The following is an 11646-nucleotide window of genomic DNA, read 5'->3' as shown; positions in this document are numbered from 1 at the left end:
TCCAGAGCATCGTGCGCAAAAGTGGGAACCGGTTTTGCGCACGATGCTCCGGCGGCTCTACCACCCTCCAGCCCATGTCATGGTCAGCGACCGGAGCCGTGGACCCGCACCTGCCCGGTGCGATAGCCCTTCTCACGCATTTCCTTCGCATAGTCGCGGCGGGCGTCGGCCAGTTCCGCGCGATATTCGTCCCAGGCGTCGCGCTCATCCTCCGCGTCGGTGGCGTGGCGCAGGTCGTGGGCCAGTTCCTTGCGGGCCTCCGCAACATCGGTGCGATAGTTGAACCAATATTTATTCTGCACGCCCGCAATCGGCGCGGGCAGGGTCATGTCGTCCTCCATCGCGGCGAGCCTTTCCTCATAGCTCATCGCGCCATGGGGCATGGCCGTTGCGGAAAGCGGCGCCATGGCGAGCATGGCAAGGGCGCTGGCGACAGTCGAGCGTTTCATGTCTCTTCTCCTCTTCCTCGTCCCGATGGGAGGTCAACGTGCGAGGAAAGGGATTTTGCGCATGAACGGTTGTGCAGAATGGATGAAGCGCATCCCCGCGGCGACCGGCGGAAAAGGGAAACCGGCCGGAAATAACCCTATTTCAATAGGTTATGGCAAAATCCCGCCCATGGCCCTTGCAGCGGCCATGGGCGGGAAGGGGAAGCGGGTCACATGCGGATCGCGTTGCGGAACATGACGAAGGCGATGATCACCAGATAGACGCCGAAGATCTTCTTGAGCGGGGCGGCGGGCATGGCGTGCGCGACAGCGACGCCCAGCGGCGCGGTGAGCACGGACATGGAGGCGATGGCGAGCGTCGCGGGGATGTTGACATAGCCCAGCGATCCCCAGGGCAGGCCGCCTTCCTTGAGGCCGATCAGCGCGAAGCCGATGGCGCTGGGAATGGCGATGAGCGTGCCGATGCCCGACGCGGTGGCGATGGCGCGGTGGATCGAGCGGCCGCACAGCGTCATCACCATGATGGCGATGGTGCCGCCGCCGATGCCGAGCAGGGCGGAGAAGGTGCCCAGGCCCCCGGCGATGCCGACGCGGGCGATGCCCGAGGGCATGGTGTCGCTGATCACCTTGCCGCCGACCTTGGGCAGCAGGAAGTTGAGCGACATCAGGAACACGCCGATCGCGAAGATCATGGTCAGGATGCGTCCGTCGACATGGCCGGCCAGCAGCACGCCCGCGCCGTCGCCCAGGATGATCCACGGCGCCCAGGTCTTGAGCACTTCGAACTCCACCGCGCCGCGCTTGGCATGGGCGAGGAGGGAACGGATCGACGTCACGATGATCGTCGCCGCCGACGTGCCGATCGCGACATGGGCGATGGCGTCATGCGTGCCGCCCAGCAGCGGCAGCACCACGAACAGCGCAGGCACCACCACGAAGCCGCCGCCGATCCCGAAAATCCCCGCCGCGAAGCCGGCGAACAGTCCCGCCCCCAGCATCGCGACCAGCGGCAGGAGCCAGGTCATCACGTCACCGTGCATCAGCGCTGCTCCCCTGCCGGTGCCGTGCGGGCGGCGTTATGGGGGAAGATGCCCTGGTGGATCAAGGCGGCGGAAGCTGTGCAATCGACCATGATGGAAACCCATGCCTCTCTTCGGCGGAATGTAAGTGGCGGGGACGATCAACTGCCCCACATCTTCCCAAGACGAACGAAGTTGGGGAACCCGCAAAGGAGAGGCGCAATATTGTGGGGGAGCGGGAGAGGATGCGGGTGGATTCCAGGGCCCGGACCGGGCATTTGCGCGCTTGGCAAAAAAGAAAACGGCCCCGATCACGGAGCCGTTTCCCTGTTTCAGAAAACCGAGGGGGGATCAGGCGGCGAGCGCCTTCACCTTGTCGGTCACCACGGTCACGCGGGCGGTCAGCGGAGAGGCCACGTCGCCGGCCAGCTTGATCAGCGCTTCGCTGCTCTTGGCCGCTTCCTTGGTGAATTCGTCGAAGCTGCTGGAGAGCAGCTGGCTCTGGAGCTGGAAGAATTCGGTCGGCGTTTTCACGGTCGAGAAGCTCTTGAACGAGGCAGTCGCCTTTTCGAAGCTCTTGCGGCTGTAGTCCACGGCTTCCTGGCCCAGGGTCTCAAAGCCCTTGGCCGCGATCTTGCCGGATTCGACCAGCGCTTCGACATTGCCCTTGGCGATGTCGCTGAACTCCTCGATCGCCTTGGTCGACTTCTCGACGCTCACCTTCGCCTTCTCGTTCAGGTCGGCATAGACCGTTTCGAGCTTGGCCTTGGTTTCTTCAGCGAATTTCTTTCCGGTCTCGATCACGTCGTTCATCATCTTCGTTCCTTCTGTGGCGGGCAGCAACATGGGCTCTAGCGGCCCGGCCTTGGACGACAGGCTCTTCCATAGCTCCGGTTCGGTCGGCGTCGGTTCCGCAACCGGCTCAAACTTCGGCGTCTTCACCGCCGGCGCCGCGGCGACGGGGGTGGGTTCGGGCGTCGCATCCTTCACCAGCTCGGGCTCAGGCGCGGCGTCGACCGCCGTGGTCGCCGCGATCACCGCCACCGGATCGGCCTTCGCCACGGGCGCCGGCCTGGGGGCTGGAGCGACGGGCTTGGGCGGCGCCGGTTTCCTGACGGCGGGCTTCGCCTTCGTCGGGGCCGGGGCCTTGATCGCAGCTTCGGCGGCCTTGAGCGCCTCACTGGCGGACAGGGTCGACGACGCCTTCTTGACGGCAGGCTTCTTACGCACTGGCTTTGGGGTAACGGCCATGGACCAACCTCCATTTGTTGCAGTGCACAATATAGGGATCGAAATGCGGTTGCAAGTGTTTTTGTGCAGTGCAACAAAAATGCCTCATACGGCCCGTCGCTGCAACGAGGCGGGCTGCCGCAAACCCAGTCCCCCCCGTCCCATGTGAAGGAACTAACGGGTTTTCACATAGCGGCCGGGCGCATCCTCAATGGCCTTGAGTCGGCCCCTGCCCGGACGGCGGGCGCCCTTCACCGGGACCGTGGCGGGGGTCTGCCCGCGAATCCACTCGATCCAGTCGGGCCACCAGCTCCCCTTCGTCTCCTTCGCCTGTGCAAGGAAGGCCTCCAGGGTGGGCTGCGATTCGGTGCAGGTCCAATATTGATATTTGCCGGCGGCGGGCGGGTTCACCACGCCCGCTATATGCCCCGACCCCGCCAGCAGGAAACGGATCGGGCCGGAGAAATGTTCGGTCAGTTTCCACACGCTTTCCAGCGGGGCGATATGATCTTCCCGTCCCGCCTGAACATAGGCGGGGGTCCTGACCTGGCGCAGGTCGATGGGCGTGCCCGCGACACTGATCGCGCCCGGCCGGACCAGCAGGTTGTCGCGATAGAGCTGGGTCAGATAATCCCTGTGCCAGCGCGCCGGCAGGTTGGTGGTGTCGCCATTCCAGTAGAGCAGGTCGAAGGGCGGATAATCCTGCCCCAGCAGGTAATTGTTGACCACATAGTTCCAGATGAGGTCGCGCCCGCGCAGCAGGTTGAAGGTCGCGGCCATGTAGCGCCCGTCGAGGAAGCCGCCGGAGGAAAGCTGCTCCACCATCTTCATCTGCTCGTCATCGACGAACAGGCTGAGGTCCCCCGCCTTGCTGAAATCGACCTGGGCGGTGAAGAAGGTGGCGCTGGCGACCTTTTCCCCCTCCCCCCGCGCCGCCAGCAGCGCCAGCGTGGCGGCAAGGGTGGTGCCCGCGACGCAATAGCCGATGGCGTGGACGCCGGGCACGCCCAGCAGGTCGCGCACCGTGTCGATCGCGTCGATCTGGCCGTTCAGTATATAATCGTCCCAGACCAGGTCCTTCATCGAGGCGTCGGCCGATTTCCACGACACCAGGAAGACGCTGATCCCCTGGTCCACCGCCCATTTGACGAAGCTTTTTTCCGGCGACAGGTCGAGAATGTAGAAGCGGTTGATCCATGGCGGGAAGATGATCAGCGGCGTTTCCAGCACCTTGTCCGTCGTCGGGGCATAGTGGATCAACTGGTAGAGCGGCGTTTCCCTGATCACCTTGCCCGGCGTGGAGGCGATGTTGCGGCCAAGCTCGAACGCCGTGCCGTCCGTGTGGGTGAGCTGGCCCTTTTCCAGGTCGGCCAGCATGTGCTGGAGGCCCTTGACCAGATTCTCGCCGCCGCTCTGGATCGTCTTCTGCACGACCAGCGGGTTGGTCAGCGGGAAGTTGCTGGGGGCGATGGCGTCGAGCAGGCCGGTGGTGGCGAAGCGCAGCTTTGCCTTCTGCTTCGGATCGACGCCGTCCACCGCGTCGGCCAGCTTCATCAGATAATCCGAGAGCAGCAGGTAACTTTGCCGGATCAGGTCGTAGAAGGGATGCTCCGTCCAGGCCGGGTCGGCGAAGCGGCGGTCGCGCGCGGCGGCGGGGCTGCCCGAGGGCGGCGGCTCCGGCTGGTCGCGCAGCAGGCCGCCGGAATCCAGGAAACGCTGCCACAGCGCCAAGCCTTCGTCGGCGAAGCCGGTCTGGATGCGCGCCACGGCTTCGGGATCGAAGGGCAGCGTGCGCCCGGTCGCGCCCGCCGCCTGTTCCAGCAGCAACTGCTGCGCGCGGCCCAGCACCTGCGTCCATTGCTGCATGTCCTCCAGCGTGGGGAGATGGGGTTCCATGACGTCCTGTGCTTTCATGGCCACCTTCCTTCGCCTGGCATGGTCCGGTCCGCCGCTTTCTCTGGCGTGTCGCGGGCTGGCGGGTTATAGCCGGATCGTGACAAGCCGAATGCGCGTCACGCACTATTCCTTACAGCGAGCTTTCAGGAAAGCCCCAATGTCCGAAGAATTCTACCGCATGAAGCGTCTGCCGCCCTATGTCATCGCCGAAGTGAACGCGATGCGGGCCGCCGCACGCGCCGCGGGGGAGGACATTATCGACTTAGGCATGGGCAATCCCGACCTGCCGCCGCCCGACCATGTCATCGCCAAGCTGTGCGAGGTCGCGCAGAAGCCGAGCGCGCACGGCTATTCCCAGTCGATGGGGATTCCGGGGCTGCGCCGGGCGCAGGCCAATTATTATGGCCGCCGCTTCGGCGTCGATCTGGACCCGGAGACCGAGGTGGTCGTGACCATGGGGTCGAAGGAAGGCCTCGCCAGCCTGGCCACCGCGATCACCGCGCCGGGCGACGTCGTGCTGGCGCCCAATCCCAGCTATCCGATCCACATGTTCGGCTTCATCATCGCGGGCGCGACCATCCGATCCGTGCCGACCACGCCGGACGAACATTATTGGCAGTCGCTGGAACGGGCCATGGCCTTCACCGTGCCGCGCCCGTCGATCCTGGTGGTGGGCTATCCCAGCAATCCAACGGCGGAGACGGTCGACCTCGCCTTCTACGAGCGGCTGGTCGCCTGGGCGAAGGAGAACAAGGTCTGGGTGCTGAGCGACCTTGCCTATTCCGAGCTTTATTATGACGGCAATCCGACGCCCTCCATCCTGCAGGTGCCGGGCGCCAAGGATGTGGCGGTCGAGTTCACCTCGCTCAGCAAGACCTATTCCATGGCGGGCTGGCGCATCGGCTTCGCCGTGGGCAACCGGCAACTGATCGCGGCGTTGAAGCGGGTGAAGTCCTATCTGGACTATGGCGCGTTCACGCCGATCCAGGCGGCGGCCTGCGCGGCATTGAACGGGCCGCAGGACATCGTGCAGAAGAACCGCGAACTCTACCACAAGCGCCGCGACGTGATGGTGGAGGCCTTTGGCCGGGCGGGCTGGGACATTCCCGCGCCCAAGGCGTCGATGTTCGCCTGGGCGCCGCTGCCCCCTGCCCTCAAGGACATGGGAAGCCTGGAATTTTCCAAGCAGCTCCTTACCCATGCCAAGGTCGCGGTCGCGCCGGGGGTCGGCTATGGCGAGGATGGCGAGGGCTATGTCCGCATCGCCATGGTGGAGAATGAGCAGCGGCTGCGGCAGGCCGCGCGCAATATCCGGCACTATCTGAAGTCCATGGGCGTCAATACGCCGGCCAAGGGCGCTGCCTGAGAAATATAGGCCTGAGGAATATAGGCCCGAGGAATATAGGCCCGAGGAATATAGGATTATGCTCCTGCGGAGGCGCTGAAGCGGGACAGGCGGCTCGCATGCAGCCCGGTTCGGAGGGTTGAGTGATGCCCGGACGGCGGAACTGGGCTCCTGCCTCCGCAGGCGCGCGTTTCCTCCAAGTCATGATGGCGTGAGTCCCATGCCATCATTTCAACCCTTGCCATTTCCTTCGCGCTGCGCTGCTGTGAAACGATGATCGCACTCCCCCAGGTTTCCCAGGTCGCACAGACTATTCAGCTCGCTTTGGCTCCTGTCTTCCTGCTTGCGGGTATCGGGGCGTTCCTGAACGTCTGCGTCGGGCGGCTGGCGCGGATCATCGACCGGGCGCGGAAGGTGGAGGAGAAGATCCTCGCGTCCCGCGGCAAGGAACATGACCGGATGGTCAGCGAAATCCGCGTGCTGGACCGGCGGATGAGCGTGGTCAATGGCGCGATCTTCCTGTCGGTGGCGTCGGCCTGCGCCGTCTGTCTGGTGGTCATCCTGCTGTTCGCGGCCAATCTGTTCGGGGTGCATCTGGGCACGCCGATCGCGATCCTCTTCATCCTGGCCATGGTGTTGCAGGCGGCGGCCTTCGGCACGTTCATCCAGGAAATCCGGCTCGCCTCGCGCACCATCCACATCCGCAACGAGGTGCTCTACCACAAGGTCGAGGAAGAGGGCGCGGGATGACGAAGTTCACGGTCAACGACCGGCCCGTCCAATATCGCATGGACCCGGCGACGCCGCTGCTGTGGGCGCTGCGCGACGCATCGAACCTGACCGGGACGAAATATGGCTGCGGCACGGGCGATTGCGGCGCCTGCACGGTCGACATAGACGGGGAAGCCGTGCGCTCCTGCCAGGTGACGATCGCCGCCACGGAGGGCAAGTTCGTCACCACCATAGAGGGATTGTCGCCCGACCGCGGCCATCCGCTGCAACAGGTGTTCGCGGCGGACAATGTCTCGCAATGCGGTTACTGCATCCCCGGCGTCATCATGGCGGCGTCGGTGCTGCTGCGGCGGACCAGCGACCCGGGCGACGAGGAGATCGACGCGGCGATCACCAATATCTGCCGGTGCGGCATCTACCCCCGGTTGCGGGGTGCGATCCAGCGGGCGGGACGGGTGATGCGGGGCGAGGAAGTGGTGGACGCCGTGCCGCCCTCCGGCATCACGCCGGACGAAGCGGCGAAGGCGGTTCCGGCGCTGCGGAAGCCCTGAGGCCATCCGCGTTCCTGCCGTTCAGCCGAAGCGGTAGCCCGACACGGCCCAGCCCAGCACATTGCTGGCGTGGTCGCGCACGGCCGCATCCTCCCCGCCCGCGCCCAGGGCGACCATCAGCGGCAGGAGATGTTCCTCGCGCGGATGGGCGAAGCGGGCATGGGGCAGGTCGGCCCAGGCGGCGACGCGCTGCGCCCGGCTGGCCGGATCGGGGTCGGTGACGGCGGCGGTCAGGGCTTCGTCCCAGAGCATCGAAGGCTGGGTCGCCTGTGCGCCGCGCACGCGCAGATTGTGGAAGCTCATTCCCGATCCGATGATGAGGACGCCCTCGTCGCGCAGCGGCGCGAGCGCCCCGCCTGCGGCGAGATGCGCGTCGGGATCGAGATCGCCGCGGAGCGAGAGCTGGGCGACGGGGATGTCGGCCTGCGGCAGGGCGACCTTCATCGGGATGAAGACGCCATGGTCCCAGCCGCGCGCATCCTCCCTGCCGGTGGGGAAGCCCGCCTGTTCCAGCAGGCCGGCGGCCCGGCGGGCGAGCGCGGGCGCGCCCGGCGCGTCCCAGCGGAGCGCATATGTGTGCGGTGGAAAGCCGTAATAGTCGAACAGCAGGCCGGGCCTTTCGCCGTCATGGACGGTGAACCGGCTTTCCTCCCAATGGCCGGAGACCAGCAGGATCCCACGGGGGCGTTCGGGCAGGGTCGCGACGATGCCCGCCAGATAGTCCTGCATCGGCTGCCACATCGGGTCGCAATGCGGGCGATCGGGGTCGCTGGGGTCCATGAAGAAGCAGGGGCCGCCGCCATGGGGGATGAAGAGAGTCGGTTGTCTCATGCCCACGAGATCGGATGGATTTGGGCGCGGCGCAAGCGGGGCGCTGGAAACGGACTGTTTCGGGTGGGGCGTGAAAGGCGGCGGCGGGCGGCCCTCAAGCTCCGTTTTCTTCCAGCACGGGGGCGATGGCCTGGGCCAGGGTGGCGCCGGAATAGGGCTTTTTGAGCAGGGTCACGTCGCCGAAGCGTTCGGGCAGGTCCAGCCCGTCGCCATAGCCGGTGGCGAAGAGGAAGGAGACGCCCTTTTCCGCCAGCAGTTCCGCCACGGGAAGGCTGGTCTCATTGCCGAGGTTGAAGTCCAGGACCGCCAGATCGACGTCATGGTTCGCGATCGCATCCCGCGCGCGGCTGACGCTGGCGGCGGTGATCACTTCGGCGCCGAGGTCGCGCAGCGCGTCCTCGCCATCCATGGCGATGATCATATTGTCTTCGACCAGCAGCACGTTGCGCCCCTTGAGCAGCGTCGGCGTGGGCGCCGGGGCGGGGCTGGCGCGTTCGATGCCGACGACGTCGGGCAGGACGGAGGCGACATGGGCGGAGGGGATGCAGAATCGCGCCTCCAGACCGGAAAGGCGGTAATGCACCTCCGCCCGGCCATCGAGATCATAGGGGATGGACCGTTCGATCACGGTCGATCCGAAGCCCCGGCGGGTGGGCGCGACCACGGCGGGCCCGCCGCTTTCCCGCCAGTCGATCAGCAGGCTGCCGTCGGCGTCGACCCTCCAGCCGATGGCCACGCTGCCATTGTCGGACAGAGCGCCATATTTGGCGGCGTTGGTCAGCATCTCATGGATCACCAGCGCCAGCACCGTGAAGGCGGCCGGGGTGAGCAGCACATTGGGACCGGTCAGCTTCACCCGGTCGCGCCGTTCGGCCAGATAGGCGGCCGATTCCACCTCTATCAGGTCGTAGAGCCGGGCGGGCGCCCAGCGGTCGGCGGTGATCTGGTCATGGGCGCGGGCCAGGGCGTGGACGCGGCTTTCCAGCGTGTCGATGAACTGGTCGACCGATTCGGCGCTGTCGCGGGTCTGGGACAGCAGCCCCCGGATCAGCGAGAGGATGTTGCGGACGCGATGATTGAGTTCCGCGATCAGCAATTCCTGCTTCTCATGCGCCTTCTGCCGTTCATCATGGGCGGAATCGGACAGGCGCAATATGACTTCCAGCAGGGCGGTGCGCAGCGCCTCCGCCACGCGCAGTTCGGCGGCGGTGAAGGGCACGGCAGTGCCGCGCACCAGTTCCGACCATTGTTCGAAGCTCTTGCGCGGGGTCAGGCGGGGGCCGTTGGGGCCATATTCGATATGCTTTTCCGGGCTTCCCGCCCAGCGCACCGAGCGGAGCTGTTCCGCCCGGAACAGCACCACATAGTCGCGCGGGCGGCGCGAGAGCGGGATGGCGAGCAGCCCCGCCGCCCGGTCGGCATGGGCGGACGATTCGGGCAGCAGGCGCGCCAGATGATCGGTGGTGAAGACCTGGCCGGCAGCGGCCCGGTTCAGCATGGCGACGATGGCGGCGAAGCTTCGCTCGTCCGGGGCGAGGCCGGAAAAGGTCATCTGGCCGTCGATATAGACGCCGACGCCGTCGGCCGGGATGGTGTCGAAGATCACCTCGCCCAGCCAGCGGGCGTTGGACAGCAGGTCATGGTCCTGCGCCACCGCCGACATCAGCCGGTCGGCCACCTGCCGCGCCTTGCCCTCATAGGCGGAGGTTTCGCTGCGCTCCCGGTTTTCGAGCATCATCGAGAAGATCTGGCCGAACAGTTCGGCGGCGCTGCGCTGTGCGAAGCTGGGCAGGCGGGGGCCGTAATGGTGGCAGGCGAACAGGCCCCAGAGCCGCCCTTCGACGACGATCGAGATGGAGAGCGAGGCCCCTACCCCCATATTGCCGAGATATTCGATATGGATGGGCGACACCGCCCGCGTCAGGCAGAGCGACATGTCGAGCGCGGCGCCAGAGGGGTCGAGCTGCGGCACGATGGGAACCGGCTGCGCCTGCACGTCCGCGATCACGCGGAAGATGTTGCGCAGGTAGAGCGCCCGCGCCTGCGCCGGAATGTCGGACGCGGGATAATGCAGGCCGAAGAAGCTGTCGATGCCGGGACGCAGCGCTTCGGCCACGACTTCGCCGTCGCCGCCCTCCGCAAAGCGATAGACCATCACCCGGTCGAAGCCCGTCAGCGCCCGCACCTGCCGCGCGCCGTCCCGCAGGAAGGCGGCCATGCCCTGCGTCTGGCCGAGCCGCGACACCATGGAGCGGACCATGCTGCTGGCCTCCATCTCGTCATGGGACGCCGGTTCGGCCTCGATCACGACCAGCGATCCGGAGAAGTGGACGGCGACGTCGAACGGCGCGATCCCCTCGATCAGGGTGAGGGAGAAGATGCGCTCCACCGCGTCGGGGCCGCGCAGCAGGGTGATGCGGTTGCGCAGGGAATGGACCGCCTCCCCGCTGAAGATGCCGCTGATCGGCCGGCCCAGCATCTGTTCGGGCGAAAGGCCGATATGATCGGCGCTGTTGGCCGACACGCGCGACACCAGCCAGTCGGCGGTCAGCGCGATCAGGAAACCGAAGGGCTGGACCGTGCCCAGCACATGGATCGGCTCCCGGTCGCAATTGCTGAGGTCGACGGCGAAATCCTGGGCCGGGATATTGCCGTCAGCCATGGACGGGCGCCACTTCGCCCCTGGCGGCGGCGGCGAACAGATCGAAGGCGGCCTCCGCGCCGCGAATCGCGTCGCCGATCCATGGCTGGCCCCCATCGGCCGCGGCTTCATCCAGTCGTCGCTGGAAATCCGCCCAGCCGCCCTTTTCATGCACGGCGGACAGATAGGCGCGCGGCAGGCCGGGGCCCACGCGGCGGGCGAGCATGGCGCCGCCCAGGCGCGATCCTTCCAGCGTGTAGCGCAGGCCCCAGCGATAGGCATCGGACGGGGGCGCCGGCGCGGCGAGCGGCGCGGGCTGCGGTTCGCCCAGGGCCGCAAGGTCCCGGGTCAGCAGCGGCAGGCGCGGCGCATCGGGGCGGGTCATCCGCTCCAGTGGGGCGAGCGCCCGGGCATGGGCCTTCAGGAAGGCGGCGTAGCCGGGGCGATCGTCCAGCGAAAAATGCGAGAACAGGTCGTCGACACGCTGATGGCTTTCCATCGTCGCTTGGCGCAGGGCCTGTCGGGCGCTGCCGGCAGTGGGCGTTATCGTCACCCGGCATTCCTAAGGGGCTTTGCAGGGGGACGCACTGATCTGGATCAGCTTTTGCCTTCCTTCGGTCACATTTCCGGGGATTTCGGCGCAAAGCAGCCTTTGAGGGGCCGCCGGGGATTCTTTCAAATCGCTGACAGACAAGTTCAGCATCGTGACATCGCACAAGTCCTAAAAGCGACATATGAGGGGCGAATGGCCCCGTGAAACAAAGGCGAACGGCATGTTGAGGAAAATGATGCTGGCGGGCTTGATGACCGCGACGGTACTGGGCGGGATCGCCCCGGCCTATGCCCAGCGGGGCGACGATGGCGGCTGGCGCGGCCGTGGCGGCGAACGGGCCGGCCGGCCCGAAGGCGGCCGTGGCGGCCAAGGCAACGGACAGGCGCAGCGCCAGTGGCA

10 protein-coding genes are annotated in these 11646 nt (G+C 66.4%); 3 read left to right on the top strand and 7 right to left on the bottom strand.

From position 1 onward, the window contains the following. Positions 1-83: 83 nt before the first annotated feature. From A8G00_RS19460 to A8G00_RS19445, 4 genes are all read right to left on the bottom strand, one after another. Entirely contained in the window at positions 84-449 is a 366-nt protein-coding gene (locus tag A8G00_RS19460) for a hypothetical protein (protein ID WP_025547345.1), read from the bottom strand. Between the two features lie 209 nt (positions 450-658). Further along, positions 659-1489: a sulfite exporter TauE/SafE family protein gene (locus A8G00_RS19455; RefSeq protein ID WP_025547343.1), complete on the bottom strand. Its 831-nt coding sequence runs from the start codon at positions 1487-1489 to the stop codon at positions 659-661. Between the two features lie 330 nt (positions 1490-1819). Further along, complete coding sequence (locus A8G00_RS19450; protein WP_103001466.1) at positions 1820-2719, bottom strand: phasin family protein; 900 nt, start codon at positions 2717-2719, stop codon at positions 1820-1822. Between the two features lie 153 nt (positions 2720-2872). After that, positions 2873-4612, bottom strand: a complete 1740-nt coding sequence (locus A8G00_RS19445; protein ID WP_103001465.1) for an alpha/beta hydrolase — start codon at positions 4610-4612, stop codon at positions 2873-2875. A 139-nt stretch (positions 4613-4751) separates the two neighbouring features. Between A8G00_RS19445 and A8G00_RS19440 the strand changes: the two genes are divergently transcribed. The 3 genes from A8G00_RS19440 to A8G00_RS19430 all read left to right on the top strand — a co-directional run bounded on the left by A8G00_RS19440 (position 4752) and on the right by A8G00_RS19430 (position 7222). Further along, positions 4752-5960, top strand: coding sequence for an LL-diaminopimelate aminotransferase (locus A8G00_RS19440; protein WP_025547340.1), 1209 nt, complete (start codon positions 4752-4754; stop codon positions 5958-5960). Between the two features lie 252 nt (positions 5961-6212). Then, positions 6213-6689 carry a DUF2721 domain-containing protein gene (locus tag A8G00_RS19435; RefSeq protein WP_025547338.1) on the top strand — a complete coding sequence of 159 codons (477 nt, stop codon included), beginning with the start codon at positions 6213-6215 and terminating at the stop codon, positions 6687-6689. Further along, positions 6686-7222, top strand: a complete 537-nt coding sequence (locus tag A8G00_RS19430) for a (2Fe-2S)-binding protein (RefSeq protein WP_025547336.1) — start codon at positions 6686-6688, stop codon at positions 7220-7222. The genes A8G00_RS19435 and A8G00_RS19430 overlap by 4 nt, the downstream gene beginning before the upstream one ends. Positions 7223-7243: 21 nt before the next feature. On the opposite strand, the gene A8G00_RS19425 is transcribed toward A8G00_RS19430, so the two are convergent. The 3 genes from A8G00_RS19425 to A8G00_RS19415 all read right to left on the bottom strand — a co-directional run bounded on the left by A8G00_RS19425 (position 7244) and on the right by A8G00_RS19415 (position 11241). Next, on the bottom strand, positions 7244-8053 hold the full coding sequence (locus A8G00_RS19425; protein WP_103001464.1) for a class III extradiol ring-cleavage dioxygenase: 810 nt from the start codon (positions 8051-8053) through the stop codon (positions 7244-7246). Positions 8054-8147: 94 nt separating this feature from the next. Further along, entirely contained in the window at positions 8148-10715 is a 2568-nt protein-coding gene (locus A8G00_RS19420; RefSeq protein WP_103001463.1) for an HWE histidine kinase domain-containing protein, read from the bottom strand. Continuing rightward, positions 10708-11241 (bottom strand): biliverdin-producing heme oxygenase, encoded by a 534-nt coding sequence (locus tag A8G00_RS19415; protein WP_082718780.1) that lies wholly within the window; start codon positions 11239-11241, stop codon positions 10708-10710. The genes A8G00_RS19420 and A8G00_RS19415 overlap by 8 nt, the downstream gene beginning before the upstream one ends. Positions 11242-11646 lie beyond the last annotated feature (405 nt).

Origin of the sequence: Sphingobium sp. SA916 (genome assembly GCF_002894065.1) — a bacterium.
Classification (GTDB): Bacteria; Pseudomonadota; Alphaproteobacteria; order Sphingomonadales; family Sphingomonadaceae; genus Sphingobium; species Sphingobium fuliginis.
Note: the sequence above shows the minus strand (reverse complement) of the source record. Positions and strands in the feature narration are given on the sequence as shown.